This is a genomic window from Clostridium sp. 1001283B150210_160208_E6 (genome assembly GCF_015669365.1).
Lineage (GTDB): Bacteria > Bacillota > Clostridia > Clostridiales > Clostridiaceae > Clostridium > Clostridium paraputrificum.
This window is the reverse complement of the sequence record NZ_JADPAA010000008.1, coordinates 47,009-72,763: the sequence shown is the minus strand read 5'-3', so window position 1 is coordinate 72,763 and position 25,755 is coordinate 47,009. Positions and strand designations below refer to the sequence as shown.

The following is a 25,755-nucleotide window of genomic DNA, read 5'->3' as shown; positions in this document are numbered from 1 at the left end:
ATTAAGTATAGGAACAAGTTTGAAAGGAGGTTTTTAATTGAAAAAAGAATTGCTTAAAATATTTCAAGTAGCTGTTGTATTCATTGGAACAATCGTAGGTGCTGGACTTGCCTCTGGAAAGGAAATCTCTAACTTTTTCACTTCCTTTGGGCCCAAAAGTTTTATTGGAATTTTTATATGTGGAGCTTTGTATATAGTAATGGGAATTATAATATCAAAAATAAGCCTTTTATATAAATTAAATTCATATAGCGAAGTAATGCAAGTAATTAGCCCTAATATCTTTGGAAAGCTTACTGGAATTATTACTACGCTATACTTTATTTCAAGCGCATCAATTATACTAGCTGGAAGCGGAGCCTTAATACATCAATTTTTTGGTATTCCAAAAATTATAGGAACTTTAATCATGCTTTGTATATCCTTATTCTTTTTACTTAGAGGAACTGAGGGATTAATTGAAGTAAATAGTTTTATAGTTCCTGGCTTAATACTAACAATTTCCCTAATAACTACTTTGTATATTGCATTTGGTAATGATGTAATGACAATTGATAATATTATTCATGCTCCAGCAAAAAAAAGTGGTGTTTTTATATCTACATTACTATATTCAGGCTATAACATATTATGTAGTTCAGGTGTTCTTGTTCCTCTTAGTACAAAAATGAAAAAGTCAAAAACTATGATTATAGGTATAGTATTAGGTGCATTAGGACTAACTTTCTTATCCCTTGCAATAAACTCATTGCTTTTAATAAATCAACCATATATATACGAGTATGAAATACCACTATTATTCATAGCTCAACGCTTTGGTCCAATCGTACAAGCTATATTATCAATGATTATTTTATTAGAAATGTTCTCAACAGAAGTTTCGGACGTATACTCTATAGGAAAAACATTAGAACAAACATTTAAAATTAAGTTCAACTTAGGTATAGTTATAGTTTTAGCCATAGCATTACCAATATCTCAAATTGGATTTGGAGCCTTAATATCTACTCTTTATCCAATGTTTGGATGCTTAAGCTTAATATTCATAACACAATGTATTATTTTTTATTTTAAACATAGAAAAGAAATGACTAACTAGATAGTTGATAGTATTTAATATCAGTCTTATAATTTAATAAGTATAAATTATGAGGTGATATTAAATGAAGTATGATTACCTATTAAAAAAATGTGATTTATGCCGAAGGCATTGTGGTGTTAATAGACTAAATGGTGAACTAGGTATATGCACTGCTAATGATAATCTAATTGTAGCTAGAGCAGAATTACACCTTTGGGAAGAACCACCTATATCTTGTGAAAATGGTTCAGGTACAGTATTTTTTTCACATTGTAATTTAAAATGTGTATTTTGTCAGAACCATGAAATAAGTCAAGAATATAAGGGTGCTGAAATAACCATAAATAGACTTAGTGATATTTTCTTAGAACTTCAAAATAAAGGCGCAAATAATATAAATCTTGTTACGCCTACCCACTATGTACCACAAATAATAGAAGCCATAGAAATAGCTAAATATAAAGGATTAAAACTACCTATCCTTTATAATACTAATGGTTATGATACATTAGAAACTATCAAGTTATTAGATGGATATATAGATGTTTATCTTCCAGATTTTAAGTATTTTGATGATAAATATTCTATAAAATATTCAAAGGCAAAAGATTATTCATCTGAAATAATTCCCATATTAAAAGAAATGGTTAGGCAAACTGGTAAGCCATCCTTTGATGATAAAGGTAGAATTCTTAAAGGAGTTATTATAAGACATTTAATGCTTCCTGGCTTATTATTTGATTCTAAGAAAGTTATAGATAAAATATATTCTACTTTTGGTGATGATGTTTATATAAGCATAATGAATCAATACACACCAATGCATAACTCATCTAAATATCCAGAAATAAATAAATTTTTAAATCCAAAACATTACAATTCACTAATTAATTACGCTAGTGAATTGGGAGTAATTAATGGATTTATTCAAGATGAAGGTTCAAATACAACTGAATACGTTCCTAACTTTAACTTTCAAGGGGTCTTATCCGATAAATAATAAGAAAGGTTGGATGGATATTTATTTTGCTTGTTCCGTCGCAAGCTCCAAGTCACAGAAAAACAAATATCTATTCCCTTGATTTATAGCTAATTAAAATCTTATAATTTTCTAGACAGTGAAAAAGAAACTCATACATAACAGTAAGAGTTTCTTTTTTATATCTATTAATTTGGATAATTAAAGAAAGGTGCAGAATTACCTCCCCTGATCATTTCTCTGGAGTTAGGTGGATAAAATATATTTTCACTTCTTAATTCTGCTATTCTCGTTACGCCTACATAAATGTCAGATATCCTGTACCATGTTGCATAATCCACAACTCCTGTTTTAGGTAAATTAAATATTCCTTGAAATACTCTAACTGCTTCTGCAGTAGCTTCACCATAAGTACCATCAACTGCCACCTTAGGAATTAAAGGATAATTTTGTGCAATTCTATTTAAAAATTCTTGTATCTGTCTAACAGACTCCCCATTTGAACCTACTGTTAAATCAAATCCTGGATATGAAGATGGACTACCACTAACCTGTTCAGCTGTTGTTAGTTCAATATCATTTCCATAATAATAAGTTAATATATCATAAGGTATATAACCTTGATCCCCAAGATACTTACTACCCCATTGACTTAGCCATTGAGGACAAGTTACATTCTTCCCATCACAATACTGTGTTAATAGTGGTTGTTTTCTTCCAAATCTCCTAATATAAGTGGAGAATATTTCATCAACAATAGCACTTATACTATCATAAATATTTCTTCCATAATTAAATGCATGATCATAAGCTGTAGAGCTTGTTATATCAAAATTCTTCCCTTTTCCTCTATACCATTCTGTATAAATTCTATTTAATGTAAATGATATAATACAAAATACATTTGCCCTTATTGTACTCTCTGGCCATGTAGAGTATATTTCACATGAAGCTACATTCTTTATATAATCTTTATACGGAACTCTATAATTAGGCGCAGAGGCATCATTAGGACTTCCCTGATGAACTGTTATAAATTCTGGAACTACAGGTTTTGGTAATACAACTCCTCCTGTAGGTGGTGGAAGAGGTTTATCTGGAGATTCTGGTATCTTTGCCGGGAAATTACCAATTAATGTATTGGGTTGAATTATAATTATTTCTGCTCTACTTGATCTATTTGCATTTTCTTGAAGACTTACTTTCTGTAAGGCTGTTGATTGCGGAAACACTTGTACCCCTCTTATTGATACAGGACTAAACCCATCCCTTTCTACCAAAACATCATAAAGACTATAAGGTACATTATTAGTAGGTTCTTGAGAATAATCTAGTGGTGGTGCTGATAAATCTATTACTTGAGTTAAACCTGAAGAATCTGTAAGTAATGTTGTATTGATATTACTTGCACTTGGATTGTTAGGGGATGTAGTTTTGTTACCAAGAGCATTTATATTTTGGACTTGGTCACTAGTTGTTGGATTTATAGTTACTCTACAGTTATCTATTGGTACTGCGCTTTCTCCTCTAAAGCATTGAACTTTTAATTGACCTATATCAGCCATTAATATCTCCTATAAAATTGTTTCATCATATATTATGCTTAGTACTAATCATCTGTGATACAGCTATAATGGTTTTCTTATAAATAGCCCTCCTATATTAAATTCTTCATACCTATTATCAACAATATCATTGCCATAAGATATTTCTCTATATGACCTTGAAGTAACATTTTCGCCATAATTTCCTCTCATAGCATTCAATATTCCAGTCATATCTATAATTCCATATCCCCATTCTCTATTTGGATAAACATCTCCACCTCTCATACGTGTACCCCTAATAATATAAGACTTCACCTGTGTAGCATATATTTCAGGTTTATTTCTATCGACTACAGCCCACTGCAATATTAAAGCACATATTCCTCCAACTATTGCTGTAGCAACTGAAGATCCACTTGCTACCCCTACACTTCCACCTGGCCTTACTATTGGTGCATTAATTCCTCCTGCTACAACATCTGGCTTTATTCTTCCATCTGTAGTATAACCTCTACCTGAAGCTCCCACTGTAGCATTATTATTTTGGTTATAATAACCTACAGATATTACTGAATTAGCTGTTGAAGGTAACATTAAAGTAGTATACTGAGATGGCTTTAAAAATCTTGTGTCTGAATCTAATAAAACTCTTTGTGGTAACCAAGCCCAATACATACCATCAACTACATATTCTCCATATAAGGTAAATTTCCATATGCCTTCTTTTAAATATATACTCCTTATTACTATTCTTTCATCACCAGTAGCCTCATTAGGCATATCTATATCTATAGACATTATAGTTCCTTCATATAAGAACTTGATATTTCTTCTACCTCCAGACTTTGGAGATATTCTATCTATAACTTCACCTGAGGGTGATGTTACGGATATTGATGCACTATTAGGTTGCCTTATCCATATTTCAAAATTCAATGTATTTTGGTTCTTTCCAACCCTTAATTCAATTACCTCTGTACTCCCAGAACTTTTTATATTACCTTCTGTATGGGTATCAGTATCTCCTTCATTTCCAGTTCCTACAACAACGACATTTCCCAAAGTGCCAGCTATCCTATCAATAACACCACTAACTATAGTTCTACCACTATGTTCACCATAATTTGTTCCTAATGGAATTATCATAACTGTTGGCATATTTAACTCACTAGATATAGAAGTTAGATACCTTAATGCAAGCAATATACTAACATATCCATATCTATTACTTCCTTCTGTTGTTAATCCAGCAGATACAAGTGTTATATCAGCTGCTTCCTTTAACTTAACAACTGCTATACTCGAATTAGGAGCTATACCTATTAAATCTGGATTTTTACCTCTTGCTGCTGCAAGTCCTGCTACCATAGTTCCATGACCATTTGTATCCTTAGTAGCAACTATACTATATGGATCACCTCCAGACTTTTTAAGAGCTATAGCCTGATTTATTTGTTCTTCTGTATACTCTACACCCATCTTTAAACCATTTATCTCTTGCCCTATATTATCTAATGTCTGATCCCATATCCTTACTATTCTAGTGGTGTCATCTTCTTTTTGAAATTCAGTGTTTAAATAATCTATTCCCGTATCTATTACTCCAATTAATACGCCTTTTCCATTTAAACTTAAGTATGGATTAGTATGATAATTTAACGCATTACTTGCCTCAGCTGGAGTTTCATCAGTTAACGTAAAAATTTGAGGATTTATATCATCTACAACTCCAAATATATACGGATATATATTCTTAATGTTACTTGTAGGGGTATATACTATTCCATAACTTTCCGATATGGTTGTTACTTCTGTATTTGGCATATTATTAAGCTCTTTAAAACGTTCCTCATTTGCAAACTCTACCAAGGTACCAACTATTTCATCTGAATTCGCATATGAATTCAAATATTCTTCTATAGTATCAAACCTTCCTTGTTGCCTATTCATTTTACTCTCCCTAAAACTACTTACATTAATAACATTTAAAACATCCAATATCTGTTGCAAACTATTATATGCACAAACCTCCCCATACCCCCAACTTGTATTTGGATAATCTACATCTCTTCTTTCTCTCTTTGCTCCAGTTACCAAAAAGTATTTTACTCTGTTCCCAAATAAATAAGGATCATTCCCTTTAACAATTCCCCATTCCATTATTAATGCACATATTCCTGAAACGTGGGGAGCTGCCATAGAAGTTCCTGACTTTGTATCATATGACCTATTAGGAATTGTTGATGTAATCCCTTCACCTGGCGCAACTATTTCTGGTTTTGCTTCAAAATACATGTTAGCTCTTCCTCTGCCACTAAACGGAGAAATATTATTTGTTAAATAATTATAACTTCCTACTGAAATTACACTATCTACTGTAGCGGGTATACCTAATGTATTATCTATACTAGGTTGTAGAAACTTTGTATTTATATTTAATCCCTCTGATACAGGTAGCCATACATCAAATATTCCATTGTATTCATTTAATACTCTTAAAACAATTTTCCATACCCCTTCAATAATATACTGAGCATCCGTATATAAAGAAACCGATATCTCTCCTGTCATATCAAATGGTTTAGGTCCAGTTGTGAATACCCTATACCTATTTCCGGAAATTACACCTTCCTTATATCCTTCTTCTATTACTATTTCTCCAGATGATACTCCTGTTGGTGCTATAATCTCTATTGACACCGCTGGTAATATAGACTTATATAAATTTAAAAATACTGCTATTTCACCTGCATCAACTTCAAAATTAATATCATTACTTCTTTTTAGAATCCCACCAACATGATGTGCTGCATCCCCTTCATTTCCTGCTGCAACTATTATAGTCACTTTCTCATGGTTAGCTATAGTTGCTATATATAATTCTAATAAGCTACTCCCATCATGTGCTCCATCATTTGTACTTAAACTCATATTAACAACCAAAGGCATATTCAACTCTTTACTTTTATCAGTCAGAAACTTCAAACCTCTCATTATACTTGTACTTAGAGAAAAATACCCTCTACCTGTTTTCACCATCATGATTGAACTTTTGGGCGCAACACCATAATATCTTTTATCAATTTTTCCTCCAGCGCAGGCAATACCAGCTACATGTGTACCGTGACCAGTTAAATCTTCTACAGGTACTACTGAATATGGATCTTGTGACTTTAATGCAGTATTTATAGTTGCCTTATCATAAACCTTACTTGAGTCTTGAGTTAAATCATATATATACTCTATTCTTGTAGTTCCGTCTTCATTTAGAAATCCCGGATGAGTAAAGTCTATTCCGGAGTCAATAAAACCTATTATTATTCCTTCACCACTAAGGGAATAAGTATTTCTAGTCTTATCCACGCAAGCTGCTCTATTACTCCCCTGGTCAGTTAAAATCATACTCTTAGGAAATTCTATATATTGTATTGCATTATTTTGTGCTAAACTTACAACATTAGTTGCTGGTATATTTACAATAGCATACCCATATCCTAAATCTTCAATCCTACCACCTATATTCTCTACTATTGTTTTTACCACTTCAAATGGTTCTCCGTATAAAATGGTCACCTCAACCTCTCCTTGAGGATTCTCATTTAATGTTTGTGTTATATTTAATTTAGCTAAAAATTCTAAAGGCACATTCTTAAGTAAATTACTTGCATTATTTATATTCTCTATAATAAATCAACCCCACAAAATTACTGATAATTTTATTTATAAAATCCCACTATCAATATATAAAAAAAGATGATATATGTTACCAACATATATCATCTAAGTAAGCTAAAGTTGTATTTCTAATCTTTCTAACTTAGCTATAATTTTAGCTTCTTTCACTTGTATTGTTTCTGTCTTAGCTGAGCCATCATTACCTATAAGTAATAACTTTTGCCCACCTAAACTCTTTATTTGTCTTATAACTCTTTTATTGTCATACTCTATAAGAAACATTCCATTGTTGCTCACTTCTTTAACTAAATGACCAAATACTATATCATCCTTCATCATTCTGAATCCAGACATACTATTATCTTCTACTTTTATATATAAAACTTTATCTGCAGGGTATCCTTCTACCTTATTTGAGTATATAGGAAGTTCTTTACTTCCTAACTCCTTTTTTAAGCTATAGTCATATATTATTACCTTTTTCATTACAGATGAAAAAGCATCAGTCCACACAGGTGAAGTTTCTCCAAGTATTTTGGCATTAATCTTCTTCTCCTTTTTAGCAACTTCTGTTATCTTTCTTTCTTCCATTAATGCTTCATCTGTTACAACCATACTTATATCATTTAAATCTGTATTAAGGATTTTTGCTGCTCTTTCTATGAATCCTTCTTGAGCAACTCTTCTTCCCATTTCTACTTCGTTAATAAATTTATCAGATACACCTAACTTTTTTCCTAAAGCCTTTTGAGTAAGACCAGCTTTTGTTCTTGCTTCCTTGATCTTCTCCCCTACTCTACTCACTTTTATCTTCCCTTCTAATGCTTATTCTATAATTTCAGGTTCTCCATAAGTTTCACCAAATGTATCAACTGTCATACTTTTTATAACTTGATCTTCATAAGGTCTATCATTATAGTCTCTCTTTGTCATTACAATTTTATCAGCTTCTTCTATACCTTCTATAACCTTACCAAATGCAGCATATTGTCCATCTAAGTGTGGTGCATTTTCAACCATTATAAAGAATTGGCTTCCTGCTGAATCTGGATGCATCGCTCTAGCCATTGATAAAACACCTTTAGTATGTTTTAAATCATTCTTAAATCCATTTCTGTTAAACTCTCCTTTTATTCCATAACCAGGTCCTCCCATACCATTTCCTTCTGGGCATCCACCTTGAATCATGAATCCTGGAATTACTCTGTGAAATATTAAGCCATCATAAAATCCTCTATTTATTAAATCTATAAAATTCTTTACTGTATTTGGAGCTACTTCAGGATAAAGTTCTGCCTTCATAACTCCTCCATTTTCCATAGTTATAGTTACAATTGGATTCTTCATAATAATTATCCTACCTTTCTTTGATTATATTTAGTATTATTATCATACCTTTCCTTGATAATTCATGTTTTAATTATATCTTATTCATTGAATATAATAAATAAATTAAAATAGAAAAAATCACTATTTAGATATTATCCTAAATAGTGATTCCTTAATTTATTTAAGCTACTCATTATCGTTCCTTCCTACTCAAGCTTTAGCTAATAAAAGCTGTTCCCAATACTACTCTTGAGTAATCATTATAATTTGATAAATTTTTAACATTAACATTGTTAAAAATCATCTCTCTTCCTGATTGATTAATTATATCTCCGAATAAACATGTTAAAAATGTTGATGGAATATTTTCAACTCCTGAGAAGTCTAATGTAATTCCTTCGTTTATACTGCTCTTTATTATATCTCTTAATATAATTGCATCTTCTATATTTATTTTATCTCCTAATACTTCTTTAACATTAATTATCATAAATAGCACCTCTCTTTATTTTTTTAATTTTCTGATAATTTCTTCTCTATATATAATATAGCAATTTCCATTTTATTTGTCAACTATTTAACAAACTTTTTTTCTATATTTATTTTATAACGCAAAGAAACAGTTGTAATACTATTAACAACTGCTTCTTTTAGATTTATATTCCTAATAAATTTTTACTTAATTGAATTATTTTTTTACCTTCTAATGAATTATATATACTCACTGACCCCTTCTTACTTGAATCAGTCAGTAAATCATGTAATTCTAACCTTCTTCTCAATTCTTTACAAGTTCCTAATCCACCATCAATTACTGGAACATCCCCCCCTATAACTTCATGTATTCTATCTGCTATAAATGGATAATGAGTGCACCCTAATACTATAGCAGCAATATCTTTATTTTCATATTTATTAAACTTCTCTTTTAGATAAAACTTTAATTCATTACTATCTAAATCACCTGCTTCAATAAATTCCATAAGCCCTGCACAAGGCATTGGTATTATATCTGCTTCATTTTTATATTTACTCATTAGATTATTAAACTTTCTTTCTTTTAGAGTCATAGGAGTAGCCATTATAATTATAGGCCCACTTCTTTTCATTTTTACTGCCGGCTTTACTGCTGGCTCTATACCTACTATAGGCACATCAGGATAGTCTAACCTTAATGCTGCAACAGCTGCACTAGTAGCTGTGTTACATGCTATTACTATAGCTTTAGCTCCCTTAGAAAATAACTTATCTACCGCTCTATATGTAAGTTCTTTCACTTCTTCAGTCGTCCTTACTCCATATGGTGCATTTTTTGAATCTCCAAAATATATATAATCTTCATTTGGCATAAGTTTTATAGCCTCTCTTAAGACACTTAATCCACCTACTCCTGAATCGAAAAAACCAATAGGCATATTCTTCTTATCCAAAGTTTCTCACTCCATTTACTTTATTTATCTATAACTATTTTATTACTTTACATGGAATAAATCTATACATTATATTTATTTACTAATATGAATAATTTATTTATATCATAATAATTTCTTGAAGTAAGCATATACGAATGTTATAATTTATATAATTAATTTTATTCGACTTATATATGAAAGGATGTGAAGAAGTTCTCGCCTAATTTTCATATTTTTTATTTATTATGGCAGAATTTATACTATGATTAACAACTTAATTTATACCATCCCAAAGGATAAACATAGCAAAGAAGATGTAAAATCTATATTAATTAATCACCCAGAAATAAAATTTGTTTCATTTGTAGGTATTGACCTTTCTGGTAATGATACTGATGAAAAAATACCTGTTAAAGTATTCTTAGATGACTTAGATTCATTTCTATATGGCGTTGCAGTGCAAACTGATGGTTCCTCTGTTGTTCTTCCTGGAATTGCTACTCTTAATAATGCAAAAGTAGATATGGTTGCAGATTTAGATTGTAAATGGTTCGTTGACTATAACTATGACTTTATAGATACTTCTCTTGATAAGCCAATAGGTACCTTAAGAATTCCTTGTTTCTTATATCATGATGGTAAAGCTGTAGATTCAAGACATATTCTTAGTTCAGCTATAAAAACATTTAAAGAAAACCTTATTGATATCTTTAATAAAAAACCCGAGATAATAAAAGCTTATGGTATAACTAAGGAAGATATAGATGAAGTAGTTATTACATCTGCTACAGAATTAGAATTCTGGGTTAAAACACCTAATGATAATGCGGAAGTAGAAGAACTATCAACTTCTGAAGTATTACATGAACATTATTGGACAAGAACAAAAGGCTCTGTAAGAACAGCTTTAGAAGAAACCTTACTACTTATGGAGGCTTATGGATTTGAGCCAGAAATGGGACATAAGGAAGTAGGTGGAGTACGAGCTAAGCTTGATTCATCAGGTCAATTCAATCACATAATGGAGCAACTTGAAGTAGACTGGAAATACGCTGATGCAGTTCAAGCTGCTGACAATGAATTGTTTGTAAAAATATTAACTCAAGAAACATTTAGAAGAAATGGACTTGAAGTAACATTTATGCCAAAGCCACTTGATGGCGTAGCAGGTTCTGGTATGCATATACATCTAGGAGTAAGTTTAAAATTGAAGAACGGAAAAAGAATCAACTTATTCCATGCAACTAAAGAAGACTTTTTAAGTGTAATGGGATATGGTGCATTAATGGGTATATTAAAGAACTATGAAGTTATGAATCCATTTATATCATCAACTAATAACGCTTTAAAGAGACTAAGGCCTGGATTTGAAGCTCCAATATGTATAGTAACTTCCCTTGGATTACATCCAACTAACCCATCAAGAAATAGAACTGTTCTTGTAGGTTTAATAAGGGACTTATCCAATCCAGCTGCTACTAGATTTGAATTGCGTTCACCAAACCCTCATTCTAATGCATATATTGCAATGGCTGTTTCATATATGGCAATGTTAGATGGTATACTATATGCAGTGAACAATAACAAAACTGAAGAAGATCTTCTTAAAGAGTTATCAAAACAATACGGAGAAGATGCAGACTATCTAGAAAAGAACAGATCTTACAGAAGTGAAGATGATGTATTTGAAGATTTCACTGAAGAAGAAAGAAATAAAATGTATGGAACCGCACCAGCTACTATATATGAAAATCTTTCTGCATTAGATAAGTATCCAGAAAAAATCAATGTTTTAAAAAGAAACGATGTACTTACAGATCAATTAATTAATAGTTTTAAAATGGCTACCCTTCAAAGATGGTGTACTGAAATAGGTAATAGAATAATCAATAAGTACACTCATGAAATAAGAAGCTTCAAGCCACTACATTCTCTTGATAAAGCTTTAGATTTAGATGTATCTAATTGGATGAAAATCAATGAATTAAGACATTATATAATGAAAGATTCTTATACAAGTAAAAGTTTATTTACAAAAATCAAATCAGCATTTATCAATGAAGATTATTCAAATGCCTCTGAACTTTATCTAGAACTAGAGTGTAAAATGGAAGAGCTTAGAAACCTATATTCTTCATACAAGAAAAATTTATTAGATATATAATGTAGAAAAACTCAAGTTATTGAACGGCCCCTATTAAGTAAGCAGGGAGCTGTTCAACAAAACCTGAGTTTTTCTTTTTGAATTATCCAATTAATAGCACTTTATTACAAAATATGATATAATTTTATTGATTTTATATGTTAAGAGAGGTGTTTTGATGCGACTGGTTCCAATAGAGTCTGTCCGTACAGGATCCTATTTAGGTAAAACTATATATGATAATTCTGGTAGAACTCTCTTAAAAAGTGGAGTTCTTCTCACTGAAGGTTTAATTAAAAAGATTAAACAAGTAAATATATTTTCAATTTACATAGAAGATGGCTATAGTCAAGGTGAAATTGAAGATATAATTAAGCCAGAACTTAGAAACAAAGCAGCTTCAATAATAAAGGATAGTTTTAACAATATCGAAAAACTATCTAGTTTAAATATAATTAATTCGAAAGAAAAAAATAATATTCTAAAGAAACAAGAAGACTATTTTAAATCTATTAACGATATTGCTGAAGAGTTATTAAACAATATATTGGAAAATAAAAACTTATTAGTTAGCTTAGTAGATATAAAAAGCATGGATATGTATACATATCAACACTGCGTAAATGTTGCAGTTATATCTTTAGTGCTTGGGATAGGCTTACAACTGCCAAAGTCTGAACTTATAGATTTATGCACAGGAGCATTGTTACATGATATAGGAAAAGTGTTTATTCCTAAAGATTTAATAACTAAAGAAGGCCCATTAACATATGAAGAATTTTTGAAAATTAAAGAGCATCCTAGATTAGGTTATGACTATATTAATAAAAGTCCATCCATAAAGTCTTGTATTAAAGTAATTGCTCTTCAACACCATGAAAGGATTGATGGATTAGGTTATCCAAATGCTTTAAAAGGTGATGAGATAAATAAATTAGCTAAAATTTTATCAATTGCAGATGTATATGATGCACTTACCTCTGATAGGTGCTATAGACGTGCATTATGTGCAAGTGATGCTTTAGAATATATAATGGCAAATGTTAATAAGTTATTTGATTTTAATATGGTTCAGGTATTTTCAAAAATAATAGTTCCATTCCCTTTTGGAACTATAGTAAAATTAAGCACTGGGGATATTGCTGTTGTGCAAGAAACTCAACTAAACTATCCTCTAAGACCTGTTGTTAAGATTGTAAAAAGCTCAGACTCAAAAAATGAAGGAAAGCTTCTTAATCTTATAAATGAATTATCAGTAGTAATTAATAATGTAGAATATAACATTTAAGCTATTTATCCTTAGCATGTCTAATATAAATAGCTTTTATTGCGTTTATATTTAACAATATATTGGGTGAGGCTTTGCAAATAATTCAATATTGCAACTTTTCTTTGCCTTTAAAGGTGTATTCTCAATTATGTATTCCGCTTCTTTATAATTTCTAGCCTTAAAGACTATTGTCCATCCATTTCTATCATATTTACCCGCGCACATTATGTATTTATTTCCGTCATTTTCTTTTAAGTTATCTTTGTCTATTATTAAACTTCTAACCTCTCCGATGCTTTTAACATTTAATTTTACAAATATATCATTATTCTTCATAATAGCCCTCCATACGAACATTTGTTTGTTGATTTAATTTTATCGAACTTTTGTTCGTATGTCAACAAATATTTATACTTTTATTCCAATATAAGAAAAGAAGACCATATAGTAATATAGTCTTCTTTTTCATTATATTAATTTCCTAAGTTGTAAACTTCTAATGCTTTATTATCTTCAAAATGCTCTTCCTTAACATCTACTATAGCTCTTAGAGTATCTAGAGCTGTAATAACACCTATATTTCTCTCTACAGCTGCCCTTCTCATTACAAAGCCATCTCTCTTTGAATCATTAACTTTAGTTGGAGTATTTACAACTAGTTCTACTTCCTTATTTTTTATAACATCTAGTATATTAGGTGAATCTTCACATATTCTTCTTACCTTTTTAGCATCTATACCTGCGTCCTTAAGTAAGTTACAAGTTCCCTCTGTAGCTACAAACTTATATCCTAATTTAGACAATCTAACTGCCATTGGTAAGAATTCAGCCTTATCATGTTTATTTATAGTAGCTAATATTTCACCCTTCTTAGGGAACATTCCAGCTGCTACAAATCCTTTATATAAAGCTTCATTAACTGTTTTACCAACTCCTAAAACCTCTCCTGTAGATTTCATCTCAGGTCCTAATGATACTTCAACATTTGGTAGCTTTTGAGTTGAGAATACAGGAACCTTAACTGATATTAATTCTGGTTCTTTATATACATCTACTCCATATCCTAAGTCCTTTAACTTACTTCCTAGCATAACCTTAGTTGCTATATCTACTATTGGAACTCCACTTACTTTACTGATATAAGGTACAGTTCTTGAAGCTCTTGGATTAACTTCTATTACATATAATTGCCCTTCAAATTCGATAAACTGAATGTTTATCATTCCTTTTATTCCTATTGCTAAAGCCAACTTCTTAGTATAATCTAGTATCGCACTCTTAATATCTTCACTAACATTTTGTGTTGGATACATAGTTACACTATCCCCTGAATGAACCCCTGCTCTTTCTAAGTGTTCCATTATACCTGGTATAAGAACATCTTCTCCATCGGAAATCGCATCTACTTCTATTTCTCTACCCATTAGATACTTATCTATTAGTATTGGATTCTTTGAATCTTTTTCAAAAGCATGCATTAAGTAGAATGTTAATTCTTCTTCATCATGAGTTATTTCCATCCCTTGACCACCAATTACATATGAAGGTCTAACAAGTACAGGGAATCCTAATCTTTCAGCTTCTTTTAGCCCTTCTTCAACTGACCAGATTCCTTTCCCCTTTGGTCTTGAAATTCCCAAATCTTCTAGTAAAGCATCAAACTTTTCTCTATCTTCAGCCATGTCTATTTGATCTGCTGTAGTTCCTAATGTTGGTATATTCTTTTCCTTTAAGAAGTTTGCAAGCTTAATAGCTGTTTGTCCACCAAATTGAAGTATAACTCCATCTGGATTTTCTTTTTCAACTATGCTTAATACATCTTCTTCTGTTAATGGTTCAAAGTATAACTTATCAGAAATATTAAAGTCTGTACTTACTGTTTCTGGGTTGTTATTAACTATTATAGTCTCTATTCCTAGCTTCTTAAGTGCTAATACACAGTGTACTGAAGCATAGTCAAATTCAATACCTTGTCCTATTCTTATTGGACCTGAACCTATAACCATTACCTTTTTCTTATCTGATACTTCTACTTCATCATACTGTTCATAAGTTGAGTAGTAATAAGGTGATAATGCTTCGAATTCTCCACCACATGTATCAACCATCTTATATGCAGGTTTTATATTCCAGATATCTCTTAATCTATTAATGTCTTCAGGAGAAACCTTTAACATGTCTGCTATAGCTTTATCTGAGAATCCTTTTTTCTTTAAGTTTAATAACCATTCTTTGTCTAAGTCATCAATCTTACTTAACTTTAATCTTTGCTCCTCTTCAACTATCCACTTGAACTTCTCTACGAAGAATCTATCTATTCCTGTAATCTTACAGATTTTATCTACCCTATAGTCTCTTCTAAGCATTTCAGCTAATGCAAATAGTCTTTCATCATCTGGAGACATCACTCTTTCCTTAAGCTCTTGCATACTGAACTCTCTAAACTTCTTGTGGTCTAATGAGTATTTTCCTATCTCTAAACTTCTTATTCCCTTAAGTAATGCTTGTTCTAAGTTTGCACCTATAGCCATTACTTCCCCTGTAGCCATCATCTTAGTTCCAAGTTCTCTATCTGCACCGTAGAACTTATCAAAAGGCCACTTTGGAATCTTACATACTACATAGTCTAATGTTGGTTCAAAGCATGCATAAGTTTTTTGAGTAACTGCATTCTTTATTTCATCTAATCCATATCCTAAAGCTATCTTAGCAGCAAGTTTTGCTATTGGATATCCAGTAGCCTTTGATGCTAAAGCTGAAGATCTTGAAACTCTAGGGTTAATCTCTATTACAGCATATTCAAACGAGTTAGGATTTAAAGCGAACTGTACGTTACATCCACCTTCTATTCCTACAGCATTTATAATGTTTATAGATGCCGTTCTTAACATTTGATATTCTTTATCTGACAATGTTTGAGAAGGAGCTACAACTATACTATCACCTGTATGGATACCAACTGGGTCAATGTTTTCCATGTTACATACAGTTATGCAGTTTCCGTAAGAGTCTCTCATTACTTCATACTCTACTTCTTTCCATCCCTTAACTGACTTTTCAAGTAAAACTTGTCCTATTGTACTTAATTGTAATCCTGATTCAAGAATAACTCTTAACTCTTCTTCATTATTAGCTATTCCCCCACCAGTTCCCCCTAGCGTATAGGCTGGTCTAACTATTACTGGGTATCCAATCTTACCAGCATATTCAATTCCTGCTTCTAATTCAGTAATTATTTCAGATTGAATAACAGGTTCTTGTATCCTATTCATCATATCTCTGAATAATTCTCTATCTTCACCTTCTTTGATAGATTCAATAGAAGTACCTATTACTTTTACATTATATTTTTCTAATATTCCTGCATCATGTAAATCAACTGCAAGGTTAAGTCCTGTTTGACCACCCATACCAGCAAGTAAACTATCTGGTCTTTCCTTTTCAATAACCTTTTCTACAAATTCTACAGTTAATGGCTCTAAATAAACCTTATCTGCAACTTCTCTATCAGTCATAATTGTAGCTGGATTAGAATTAACTAATACAACTTCAATTCCCTCTTCTTTTAAAGCTTGGCAAGCTTGAGTTCCTGAATAATCAAACTCTGCTGCTTGTCCTATAACTATTGGTCCTGATCCTATAACTAATACTTTTTTAATATCTTTATTTAATGGCATAATACTAACCTCCTATAGTGCGTATTCCATGAATTTATCGAATATATATTCACTGTCTTGTGGTCCTGCCGAAGCTTCTGGATGGAATTGTACTGAGAATATAGGTAACTTCTTATGCTTCATTCCTTCTATAGTTCCATCGTTTATGTTGATATGAGTTGCTTCAACATCTTCTGGTAAAGTTTGAACCACATATCCATGGTTTTGTGAGGTTATAGTAACCTTATTTGTTTCTAAATCTTTAACTGGGTGATTGCATCCTCTATGCCCAAACTTAAGCTTAGCTGTTTGTCCACCTAATGTTAACCCTAATAACTGGTGACCTAAGCAGATTCCTACTATTGGCTTCTTTCCAACTATCTTCTTTATATTCTCAATTACTTCTGGTAAATCTTCTGGATCCCCAGGTCCATTTGATAAGAATACTAAATCTGGATTTATAGCTAAAATATCTTCAGCCTTTGTATCAGCTGGGAATACTGTTAACTTGCATCCTCTCTTCTTAAAGCATCTTAATATATTCTGCTTTATCCCAAAATCAATTACAGCTACATGCTTTCCTTTGCCTTCAACTGTGTAAGACTTCTTTGTTGTTACAGTCTTTACAGCTTCTTTATTTGAGAAAGACTTAATTTTTTCATCTATATCGCTTTTATCTAATTCATCAATTGCAATGATTCCTCTCATTGTACCGTTGTTTCTTAAAACCTTCGTAAGAGCTCTTGTATCTATACCTTCAAGACCAACTATCTTATTTTGCTTTAAGAAATCTTCTAATTCTAACTCACATCTAAAGTTATTTGGTAAATTACATTTTTCTCTTACTATGAACCCTCTAACCTTTGGGCTATCAGATTCCATGTCTTCAAGGTTTATTCCATAGTTTCCTATTAGAGGATATGTCATTGTTACAATTTGTCCATAGTATGAAGGGTCAGTTAAAACCTCTTGGTATCCAGTCATACCAGTTGTAAATACTACTTCACCAACACTATCTTTTAGGTGACCAAAGGCTTTACCTTCAAATACCATACCATTTTCTAAAATAAGCTTTGCTTTCATGCTTAGCCCTCCCTCTTTCATGTTGAAGTTAAGATAACACTTTATCGACATTTAATATAAAAAGAAAAGGATAATAAAGAGACTTACAGAAACTCTGGTCTCCTCATTATCCTATTATATTTATAATTTTTAAATGTCTTTAAAGACAAAGCTATGCAAATATTTTCTAAAGCATTAAACATAGTTTCAGACTCCTTTCTGGCCTCTCTGGACCAATTTAAAGTGTATCTTTTCTTATTCATTTTTATTCTTTTATATTATTCTAGTTTATACATTATTTACTGTCAAGTTTATTTAATAGCATTTTTAATAAATTTAGGTATTATAGATTGGATTGGATTAATTAATCTATTTAAACTATACTAATTATATATTTTATTTATTACAAAGGAGGAGTTTTAATGAAACTACTATCGGATTTGCATACTCATACAATTGTTAGTGGGCATGCTTATACAACTTTAATGGAAAACATAAAGTTTTGTTCTGAAAATGGAATTAAAATATTAGGTACTTCAGAACATGGTCCAACTATGCCTGGTGCACCTCATCAATGGTATTTTGGAAACCTTAGAGTTGTACCTAGAGAAATTGATGGGGTTATATTATTTAAAGGATGTGAAGCTAATATCTTAGATATAGACGGTAACTTAGATATTTCAGAACGTGAATCTCAATACCTTGACTATATGATTGCATCTTTTCATGAGCCTGTATTTACTCCTGATACATTAGAAAACAATACAAAAGCTATATTTAATGCTATTGATAATAATAAAAAGGTAGAAATTTTAGGCCACTTGGGCAATCCAGCATATAAGCTTGATTATGAATCTATAGTTAAAAAGGTTAAAGAAAAAAATATAATGATAGAAATTAACACTTCATCTTTATTAGGAAACTCAAGAAAAGGAAGCGAATCAAACTGTAAGCAAATTGCTGAACTCTGCAAAAAGCATAATGCAAAAATAATTGTTACATCTGATGCTCATATCTCATTTAGTATTGGTCAATTTGATAAAGCTATAGAAATGTTAGAATCCATTAACTTCCCAGAAGAACTGATAATGAATGATCCTAACAAATTAATAGCTCATCTTAAAAATAAGGGTAGATTAACTGATTTATAAATAGAAAAGTAATATTTCACACAAATCTGAGTGAAATATTACTTCCTTTTATTTAACTAGAAAAAACACTTATATTCTTTTTATCTAGCTTATTAACTTTATCTATTATTACAGTAAAATCTTTTATTAATTCTAACGACAACTTCTGTGCATCACTATATATACTATTTGCTAATTTTAAATCATTATTATTAATTGCTTTTATAACACTTTTTCCACAACTATGAAACTTTTTATGTTTATCCTCAACGCTTTCCCAAATATTTAATACTTCTTTGTTTATAGGAGATATAGAGTAATAGAAGTGTCCAAATGCACACTTATGCTCATTAACTTGTAATGGAACTACTTTTTTATTATCTATAATTTCTTTTAAAGTAAGCAACCAATTCTTATGGGCTACAATAGCATTTTCAACTGTTTCTATAAATAATGTATTATTTACTCTATAATAAGGATCTTGTACAACTTTCCCTATTAAGGTTGCTGCATTATGTAGCTCCTCCTCCATATTAGAAAGTGGATTTATAATATTTCTTAAATCACTTCTACTAGTACTTAAAACTTCTGAGCTCCCTTTTATTTTCTCTACGTGATCTCCACATAATCTGATTGTTTCATTAACTTCTTCAAAAGCAGAGCTAATTTCTTCACTATTAGCTGCAATTACACTAATTTCTTCACTCATATTATGTATAGTCTCCCTATTCCTTTTTCCTGCATTAACCATATTATCAATACTATCATTTATCTTTTTAAGATCTTCCACTGTATTATCAATACTTTTATCACTCTTAGTAGATGCATCTCCAATAGCCTTAACAAACCCACCCATATTGGATGTTAACAGTTTTGTTTCATCTGCCAACTTTCTTATTTCTTCTGCCACTACAGAGAAGCCTCTTCCACCTTCACCAGCTCTAGCAGCTTCTATTGATGCATTTAGTGCTAATAAATTTGTCTGTTCAGATATATCATAAATAGATGTTATTACATTTTTTATGTTTGATAATACATCCATTAATTTTTTCATATCTTCCTTCATATTAACTGAGCTTTCCATAGCTCTCTTTGATGAGTCTTGTATTTCGCATAATTCTTTGTCACTTTTATTAATATCCTCTAGCAACTTATCTGAATTAACGGACATTTTATTAATTGAATCTGTCATAGATGCATGTGATGCAGATACTTCTTCTGATGAATCAATTACAACTCTACTTGCCTCAGATAACTTACCTGTTAAATTATCTATACTGCTACTTACCTTTTCGATCTCCCTTACCTTATCAGTAAGTAATAAATCCAAGCTACTCATTTGCATTACAGAGTTTAAAACAATTTTTGCAATTTGTTCAAATACTTCTTTACCAGTACCAATTCTTAAATAAATATTTTTTATTCTTTTTAAATTATCATTATTTATTTTTATACCTTCTCTTGGCTCCTCTAAAAAAGATATATTGTTTATTATCTCTTCAACCAATTTATTTTTATTAACTATCATATTTATCCCCTCAACTCAAATAACTTTTACATTACTTATCGTGTGGAAATAATATTTCTTAATCTCTAATCCTTAGCTTTATAATTAATATTTAGACTACTTGTGGTCATAACAAAATCTATTAATATGTACCCAATAAATAAAGGACTTATATTTGATATAAAATCAAAGTAATTATAAAACATTATACTAACTAATGGCTGTAATATATATACTACAAAAGCAGTTAAAAAGATCCAATATAAAGAGAATCTTAAACATACAAATCCATCTATATTAAACTTATGATCACTGTAATCCCAATACATCTTATTCAATACTTTCTTCATAAGGTATCCACTAATGTACTCTACTGTTGTAGGAACTATAAAAAATAAAGTCCACAACAAGGTATTACTAATCATTGTGAATTCACTTATATATATTATTATTGCCATAGCAAAACCATACATTGGTTTAAATGGTCCATTCAAAAAGCCATCCTCTTTAAATCGCCCTGTAACTATAAAACAATATATTTCTTCTAATACCCATCCTAAAAATGAGTACAAAATAAATATAAAAAGAATATAACTAAGCCAACTCATAATAACACTCCTCACCTTTTATTGATTAGTATTAACAGAATTGGCTTAAAAAATTACTTATATTTTATTCTTTATATAATTTATTACAAACTTAATTGCGCTTTCATCACAGGAGGCTGCTATTAAGTCAACTTCTTCCTTTACTCTGTCTTCTCCATTTTCTACGACAAACCCATATTTAGCCACTTTAAGCATTTCTAAATCATTCATATTGTCCCCAACTGCAATAACTTTATTTTTATCTAACTTATATTTATTAATTAAACTTTCTAATGCTTGTCCTTTAGATACTCCATTTGCAACTATATCAAAATAATTTTTCCCGCTTCTATAAGCTGATCCAGAATCATATTTACTGCAGTATACCTCTTCTATTCTATTTAGTTCTTCCTCTTCCCCTATAATAAGAACCTTTACCCAATTTTTGTTCCACAAACTATCATCTACATCATAAACAATCTCATAATTGTGTCTATTATATCTTTCTGTAAATCTACAACTTTGATATACATATACAACTTCATCAGAAAATATTTCTATTCCTAAACTAGGATAGTCATTAGCTATTCTTTTTATTGCCTCTTTCCTATTTCCCTCTATATACACTTCACTTATTATTTCTTCTTTTATAACATCATATATCTTTCCACCATTATGAATTAAAATTGGTAAGTTCAAATTTAAGCTTTCCCTATATTCTAATACTGATGGTAACATTCTACCTGTTGCTACTGTAAATAATCCGCCTTCATTAATAAAATAATCAATTGCTTCTCTATTATCACTAGATATTATCTTATCACTTCCAATTAAAGTTCCATCCATATCTGAAACCAATACATATCCGTCAAAAGTTTTACTCACTATTTCCTTCCCCCTAATACTTATTGCTCTTTAAGACAACTCTTCTACTTAACGCTCTAGGAATAAGTTTATTTCCTATAACCAAAACTTTATTCTTAATTCCTGGTACAATTATTGTTTTTCCTTTTTTATAATTAGCATAACCAATCTTTGCAACATCCTCTGCATTCATTAAATACTTTTTTGCACTTTCTGATTTCTTTATTCCAGCTTTACTTTGAAATGATGTTTTAACTGGACCTGGACATAAACAGCTTACTTTAACTCCATATTCTTGTACTTCATCATGAATTGCTTCAGTTAAAGTTAATACATAAGATTTTGTTGCATAATAAAGAGCCATCTTAGGGCCTCCAACAAAAGCTGCTGTTGATGCTACATTTAATATTCCACCACTTTTTCTTTTGATCATTTGTCTTAAGAAATATTTTGTTATCTTCGTTAAGGAAGCTATGTTCAAATCTATAATCTTATCTTCAAATCCATTATCTTCTTCATGAAAAAAACCAAATGAACCTATTCCAGCATTATTTATTAAGTTATCCACAATCAAATTATTTTCTTCCACAAATTCAAATAGTTTTTCACAAGAGTTATCCACTGATAAATCTAAACTAATTGTAATAACATTCACATCATAATTCTTTTTCAAATATTCTTTTGCTTCATTTAATTTATCATTGTTCCTAGCAACTAATAAAATATTATTATTATCATTAGCAAATAACTTTGCTAATTCAAAACCAATCCCTTCACTTCCGCCAGTTATTAATGTGAATTTATCTTTCATCACAATCACCTCATATTTAAACATTAATCCAATTATATCATTGAAGAATTACATTGATAAAAAATTTTATATTAGAACGCATATTTATATATTTTTATATTTATATGTTTATATATTTTTTTAAATATATAAGTTCCTCATAACCTACAAAAGGAAGCTACTTCTTAAATAAAGAAACAGCTTCCTTTTGCTAAACTATTAATCTCCAAAGTTGAGTTGTTATTAAACAAACTACTATTCCTGCTATAGTTGGAATTAAGAAGGATAGTATAGTCCACTTCCAACTTTTTGTTTCCTTCTTGATTGTCCATAATGTTGTGCCACAAGGATAGTGCATAAGACAAATAATCATCATATTAATAGCTGTTAGCAATGTCCATCCATTAGCAACTAATAATTCTTTTAATGCAATCATACTATCAAACTCTAACATAGTAGTTGCTCTCATGTAACTCATTATAATTATAGGCATAACTATTTCATTAGCAGGCAATCCTAGTATAAATGCCATTAAAATATAACCATCCAATCCTATTGCATTAGCAAATGGTTGTAGAAAATCTGCACAATAAGTTAATAAACTTACCTCTCCTACAGATACGTTAGCAAAAACCCATATAACTATTCCAGCAGGTGCTGCTACTGCCACTGATCTTCCAAGAACATATAATGTTCTATCTAATAATGACCTAACAAGAACTTTACCTATTTGTGGTTTTCTATATGGAGGTAATTCTAAAATAAAATTTGAAGGTATTCCTTTTAATAGAGTCTTTGATAAAATCTTAGATGTTATAAGTGTCATAAATACACCTACTATTACAACTGCAGTTACTGCCAAAGCTGATGCAAGACTACCTGTAACCCCACCAATTACAGAACCACCTATAAATAAAGATGCTATTGTTATTAAGGTAGGAAACCTTCCATTACAAGGCATAAAAACATTAGTTAATATAGCTATTAATCTTTCCCTTGGTGAATTAATTATTCTACATCCTATTACCCCAGCGGCATTACACCCCAACCCCATACACATAGTTAGAGCTTGTTTACCACAAGAACAGCACCTTTTAAAACATTTGTCTAAGTTGAAAGCTATTCTTGGCAAATATCCCAAGTCTTCAAGTAAAGTAAACATAGGGAAAAATATAGCCATTGGAGGTAACATAACAGATATTACCCAAGCCAAAGTAACATATATTCCATCCATCAAAACACTACTAATCCATGCAGGTATAAAACTACCAGCAAGTACTCCTCTTAACCAAACTTCAATATGACCAAACATATCTGATAATAATTGTGATGGATAATTTGCAAGGGTTATGGTAATCCAAAGAATTACCAATAGCAAAAGTATCATTATAGGAATTCCGGTAACCTTAGATACTAATAATTTATCTACCTTCTTATGGAATTCATTATATTTATCTCTTTCATTTACTACATCTCTTGCAACTTCTTCTGCATTCCTAACTAAGGTTTCTACTATCTCATCTTCTATAGATTTTTCAAGGTTTACATCTCTTCTTATTTTGTTCACATTATCCATAGAAACATCACTAATATTAAATTTTTTAACTAATGAGCTTACTATTCCCTCATTATTCTCTAATAACCTAATAGAAGCCCACCTTAACTTTTTCTTATCATTAGACAACTTTTCATTATTAGATAGAACAGCTTGTATGTCTTTTATAGATTCTTCAATTGTTTCTTTATATTTCACAAGAGCATAAGTATCTCTTTTCCTATTTATTTCCTCTAAAACTTTCTTCTTTAGCTCATCTATTCCTTCATTTTGTCTAGCTGCTGTAATAACAACACAAGTATTAAGTTCTTTAGCTAATTTTTTTTCATTAATTGTTATTCCTTGCTTTTTAGCCTCATCTATTAAATTAACACAAAGTATGACCTTTTCTGTTATTTCAGATATCTGATAGAACAAGTTTAAGTTTCTTTCTAAGGATGTAGCATCTGCTACTACTACAACTAAATCAGGATTTTCAAAACAAATATAATCCCTTGCAATCTCTTCTTCCTCAGAATTAGATAACAATGAATAAGTTCCAGGTAAATCTACCACCTTAATTTTTTCTTCATTCACTTGGAATATGCCTTCAGCATTTGCCACAGTCTTCCCAGGCCAATTTCCTGTGTGTTGATTTAAACCTGTTAATGCATTAAAAACTGTACTTTTACCTACATTGGGGTTACCAGCCAGCCCTATCTTATACTTATAATCATCACTAACCTTACCCTTTTCTCCTGATAGAACTCCAATACCTGTTGAATTTTTACTTAAGCCCATGTCTCCTCCTACTTATAACTTACTACCTGAATCTTTGCACCATCTTCTCCCCTTATTGCAATTAGGGCTCCCCTTATTAAATAGGCTGTTGGATCACCAAATGGTCCTCTATACATGACATCTATTTTAGTCCCCTCAATTATCCCCAAATCAAAAAACCTCCTCCTAAGTTCACCCTCAGCATTTATGCCTACGACCTTAACGGTTGAAGCTAAATCTGCATTTACTAGATTCATATTTTTTCTCCCCTCGTTTAATTTTAGATATAGACTTATTTGTATATATTTATCCCTATTTTTAACCTATGACAGATTAATGTATATTGTGTCTTTAATCAGCATAAATTTTTATATTAAGATTAATTATAAGAAAGAGGTTGGTACTTAAA

At 30.7% G+C, this 25,755-nt stretch carries 20 protein-coding genes; 5 read left to right on the top strand and 15 right to left on the bottom strand.

The features are described from left to right. Nucleotides 1-37: 37 nt before the first annotated feature. Together I4V16_RS10100 and I4V16_RS10095 are read left to right on the top strand one after the other, a co-directional pair. Nucleotides 38-1,099 (top strand): hypothetical protein, encoded by a 1,062-nt coding sequence (locus I4V16_RS10100; protein WP_055184287.1) that lies wholly within the window; start codon nucleotides 38-40, stop codon nucleotides 1,097-1,099. Between the two features lie 64 nt (nucleotides 1,100-1,163). Further along, the gene (locus tag I4V16_RS10095) at nucleotides 1,164-2,081 is read left to right on the top strand and encodes a radical SAM protein (RefSeq protein WP_027098588.1); all 918 of its coding nucleotides are present in this window, start codon (nucleotides 1,164-1,166) and stop codon (nucleotides 2,079-2,081) included. A gap of 167 nt (nucleotides 2,082-2,248) precedes the next feature. Here I4V16_RS10095 and I4V16_RS10090 read toward each other — a convergent pair whose 3' ends face one another. From I4V16_RS10090 to murI, 6 genes are all read right to left on the bottom strand, one after another. After that, a complete protein-coding gene (locus I4V16_RS10090; protein ID WP_027098589.1) occupies nucleotides 2,249-3,625 on the bottom strand; it encodes a peptidoglycan-binding domain-containing protein in 1,377 nt (458 codons plus the stop codon). A gap of 63 nt (nucleotides 3,626-3,688) precedes the next feature. Further along, nucleotides 3,689-7,282, bottom strand: coding sequence for a S8 family peptidase (locus I4V16_RS10085; protein ID WP_271805949.1), 3,594 nt, complete (start codon nucleotides 7,280-7,282; stop codon nucleotides 3,689-3,691). Nucleotides 7,283-7,396: 114 nt separating this feature from the next. After that, a complete protein-coding gene (locus I4V16_RS10080; protein ID WP_027098591.1) occupies nucleotides 7,397-8,086 on the bottom strand; it encodes a helix-turn-helix transcriptional regulator in 690 nt (229 codons plus the stop codon). A gap of 21 nt (nucleotides 8,087-8,107) precedes the next feature. Next, a complete protein-coding gene (locus I4V16_RS10075; RefSeq protein ID WP_027098592.1) occupies nucleotides 8,108-8,629 on the bottom strand; it encodes a peptidylprolyl isomerase in 522 nt (173 codons plus the stop codon). A gap of 199 nt (nucleotides 8,630-8,828) precedes the next feature. Next, nucleotides 8,829-9,101 (bottom strand): STAS-like domain-containing protein, encoded by a 273-nt coding sequence (locus tag I4V16_RS10070; RefSeq protein ID WP_111937717.1) that lies wholly within the window; start codon nucleotides 9,099-9,101, stop codon nucleotides 8,829-8,831. Nucleotides 9,102-9,267: 166 nt separating this feature from the next. Then, a complete protein-coding gene (gene murI / locus I4V16_RS10065; protein WP_027098594.1) occupies nucleotides 9,268-10,041 on the bottom strand; it encodes a glutamate racemase in 774 nt (257 codons plus the stop codon). A gap of 244 nt (nucleotides 10,042-10,285) precedes the next feature. On the opposite strand from murI, the gene I4V16_RS10060 reads away from it, so the two are divergent. Both I4V16_RS10060 and I4V16_RS10055 read left to right on the top strand, forming a co-directional pair. Further along, a complete protein-coding gene (locus I4V16_RS10060) occupies nucleotides 10,286-12,187 on the top strand; it encodes a glutamine synthetase (protein WP_165438813.1) in 1,902 nt (633 codons plus the stop codon). Nucleotides 12,188-12,344: 157 nt separating this feature from the next. Continuing rightward, nucleotides 12,345-13,454, top strand: coding sequence for an HD-GYP domain-containing protein (locus tag I4V16_RS10055; protein ID WP_195966673.1), 1,110 nt, complete (start codon nucleotides 12,345-12,347; stop codon nucleotides 13,452-13,454). A gap of 51 nt (nucleotides 13,455-13,505) precedes the next feature. Here I4V16_RS10055 and I4V16_RS10050 read toward each other — a convergent pair whose 3' ends face one another. The 3 genes from I4V16_RS10050 to I4V16_RS10040 form a co-directional block, all read right to left on the bottom strand. Continuing rightward, a complete protein-coding gene (locus I4V16_RS10050; RefSeq protein ID WP_242974232.1) occupies nucleotides 13,506-13,772 on the bottom strand; it encodes a hypothetical protein in 267 nt (88 codons plus the stop codon). A 137-nt stretch (nucleotides 13,773-13,909) separates the two neighbouring features. Next, a complete protein-coding gene (carB, locus tag I4V16_RS10045; RefSeq protein WP_099329211.1) occupies nucleotides 13,910-17,113 on the bottom strand; it encodes a carbamoyl-phosphate synthase large subunit in 3,204 nt (1,067 codons plus the stop codon). A gap of 12 nt (nucleotides 17,114-17,125) precedes the next feature. Continuing rightward, nucleotides 17,126-18,175, bottom strand: coding sequence for a carbamoyl phosphate synthase small subunit (locus I4V16_RS10040; RefSeq protein WP_049178324.1), 1,050 nt, complete (start codon nucleotides 18,173-18,175; stop codon nucleotides 17,126-17,128). Between the two features lie 401 nt (nucleotides 18,176-18,576). On the opposite strand from I4V16_RS10040, the gene I4V16_RS10035 reads away from it, so the two are divergent. Then, nucleotides 18,577-19,305 (top strand): phosphatase, encoded by a 729-nt coding sequence (locus tag I4V16_RS10035; protein ID WP_111937718.1) that lies wholly within the window; start codon nucleotides 18,577-18,579, stop codon nucleotides 19,303-19,305. A gap of 52 nt (nucleotides 19,306-19,357) precedes the next feature. Here the strand turns inward: I4V16_RS10035 and I4V16_RS10030 are convergent, their stop codons facing one another. From I4V16_RS10030 to I4V16_RS10005, 6 genes are all read right to left on the bottom strand, one after another. Next, nucleotides 19,358-20,812 carry a methyl-accepting chemotaxis protein gene (locus I4V16_RS10030; protein WP_111937719.1) on the bottom strand — a complete coding sequence of 485 codons (1,455 nt, stop codon included), beginning with the start codon at nucleotides 20,810-20,812 and terminating at the stop codon, nucleotides 19,358-19,360. Between the two features lie 65 nt (nucleotides 20,813-20,877). Continuing rightward, nucleotides 20,878-21,399, bottom strand: coding sequence for a putative ABC transporter permease (locus I4V16_RS10025; RefSeq protein WP_111937720.1), 522 nt, complete (start codon nucleotides 21,397-21,399; stop codon nucleotides 20,878-20,880). A 57-nt stretch (nucleotides 21,400-21,456) separates the two neighbouring features. Continuing rightward, nucleotides 21,457-22,263, bottom strand: a complete 807-nt coding sequence (locus I4V16_RS10020; RefSeq protein WP_111937721.1) for a Cof-type HAD-IIB family hydrolase — start codon at nucleotides 22,261-22,263, stop codon at nucleotides 21,457-21,459. A 13-nt stretch (nucleotides 22,264-22,276) separates the two neighbouring features. After that, nucleotides 22,277-23,053, bottom strand: coding sequence for an SDR family oxidoreductase (locus tag I4V16_RS10015; RefSeq protein ID WP_111937722.1), 777 nt, complete (start codon nucleotides 23,051-23,053; stop codon nucleotides 22,277-22,279). Between the two features lie 190 nt (nucleotides 23,054-23,243). Next, nucleotides 23,244-25,367 carry a ferrous iron transport protein B gene (gene feoB, locus I4V16_RS10010; protein WP_111937723.1) on the bottom strand — a complete coding sequence of 708 codons (2,124 nt, stop codon included), beginning with the start codon at nucleotides 25,365-25,367 and terminating at the stop codon, nucleotides 23,244-23,246. An 8-nt stretch (nucleotides 25,368-25,375) separates the two neighbouring features. Next, a complete protein-coding gene (locus I4V16_RS10005) occupies nucleotides 25,376-25,603 on the bottom strand; it encodes a FeoA family protein (protein WP_049178330.1) in 228 nt (75 codons plus the stop codon). Nucleotides 25,604-25,755 lie beyond the last annotated feature (152 nt).

Coding starts and splice junctions, on each gene's coding strand:
- I4V16_RS10095 (WP_027098588.1), top strand. CDS start 1,164: ATGAAGTATGATTACCTATTAAAAAAATGTGATTTATGCCGAAGGCAT.
- I4V16_RS10090 (WP_027098589.1), bottom strand. CDS start 3,625: ATGGCTGATATAGGTCAATTAAAAGTTCAATGCTTTAGAGGAGAAAGC.
- I4V16_RS10075 (WP_027098592.1), bottom strand. CDS start 8,629: ATGAAGAATCCAATTGTAACTATAACTATGGAAAATGGAGGAGTTATG.
- I4V16_RS10070 (WP_111937717.1), bottom strand. CDS start 9,101: ATGATAATTAATGTTAAAGAAGTATTAGGAGATAAAATAAATATAGAA.
- I4V16_RS10060 (WP_165438813.1), top strand. CDS start 10,286: ATGATTAACAACTTAATTTATACCATCCCAAAGGATAAACATAGCAAA.
- I4V16_RS10055 (WP_195966673.1), top strand. CDS start 12,345: ATGCGACTGGTTCCAATAGAGTCTGTCCGTACAGGATCCTATTTAGGT.
- I4V16_RS10050 (WP_242974232.1), bottom strand. CDS start 13,772: ATGAAGAATAATGATATATTTGTAAAATTAAATGTTAAAAGCATCGGA.
- carB (WP_099329211.1), bottom strand. CDS start 17,113: ATGCCATTAAATAAAGATATTAAAAAAGTATTAGTTATAGGATCAGGA.
- I4V16_RS10040 (WP_049178324.1), bottom strand. CDS start 18,175: ATGAAAGCAAAGCTTATTTTAGAAAATGGTATGGTATTTGAAGGTAAA.
- I4V16_RS10035 (WP_111937718.1), top strand. CDS start 18,577: ATGAAACTACTATCGGATTTGCATACTCATACAATTGTTAGTGGGCAT.
- I4V16_RS10030 (WP_111937719.1), bottom strand. CDS start 20,812: ATGATAGTTAATAAAAATAAATTGGTTGAAGAGATAATAAACAATATA.
- I4V16_RS10025 (WP_111937720.1), bottom strand. CDS start 21,399: ATGAGTTGGCTTAGTTATATTCTTTTTATATTTATTTTGTACTCATTT.
- I4V16_RS10015 (WP_111937722.1), bottom strand. CDS start 23,053: ATGAAAGATAAATTCACATTAATAACTGGCGGAAGTGAAGGGATTGGT.
- feoB (WP_111937723.1), bottom strand. CDS start 25,367: ATGGGCTTAAGTAAAAATTCAACAGGTATTGGAGTTCTATCAGGAGAA.
- I4V16_RS10005 (WP_049178330.1), bottom strand. CDS start 25,603: ATGAATCTAGTAAATGCAGATTTAGCTTCAACCGTTAAGGTCGTAGGC.